This window comes from Leucobacter soli (genome assembly GCF_042659205.1).
Lineage (GTDB): Bacteria > Actinomycetota > Actinomycetes > Actinomycetales > Microbacteriaceae > Leucobacter > Leucobacter soli.
This window is the reverse complement of sequence record NZ_JBHSRW010000510.1, coordinates 1-502: the sequence shown is the minus strand read 5'-3', so window position 1 is coordinate 502 and position 502 is coordinate 1. Positions and strand designations below refer to the sequence as shown.

The window sequence follows — 502 nt, the reverse complement described above, 5'->3', positions numbered from 1 at the left end:
GGCGAGCTGATCCTCACGACCGGAGCCGGCTGGCCGCAGGGCGGCCCCGAGCTGCGCACGCTCGTCGAGGAACTGCTCGGCGCGGGGATCTCCGGCATCGTGCTCGAGCTCGGGCGGGGCTTCGCCGAGCCTCCGGAGGCGCTGATCCGGGGCTGCGACGCGCACGCCGTACCGCTGATCGTGCTGCGCCGCGAGGTGCGCTTCGTGCAGATCACGCAGCGGGTGCACCAACGGATCCTCGGCGCCCAGAACGAGGCCCTGCGCGCCCGCGCCGAGGTGCACGAGATGCTGACCGAGCTGGGCCTGAACCGCAGCCCGGTCGACTACGTGGTGGAACAGCTCGCCGGGACGCTGCAGGCCCCGGTCGTGCTGGAGGATCCGTCCCACCGGGTGGTCGCCTTCGCCGGATTCGGATCGGCGGTGACGGAGTCGCTCGCCCCGTGGGCCGGGACGGTGCCCGCGGCGGGGTCCCCGACCGTGCCGGCGGGCTCCGAACGCGTGC

Annotated in this window: 1 protein-coding gene; it reads left to right on the top strand. The window is 74.5% G+C overall.

From position 1 onward, the window contains the following. Positions 1 to 502, top strand: a 502-nt coding sequence (locus ACFPZL_RS14225; RefSeq protein ID WP_382336070.1) for a PucR family transcriptional regulator ligand-binding domain-containing protein, incomplete at both ends; no start/stop codon positions are given.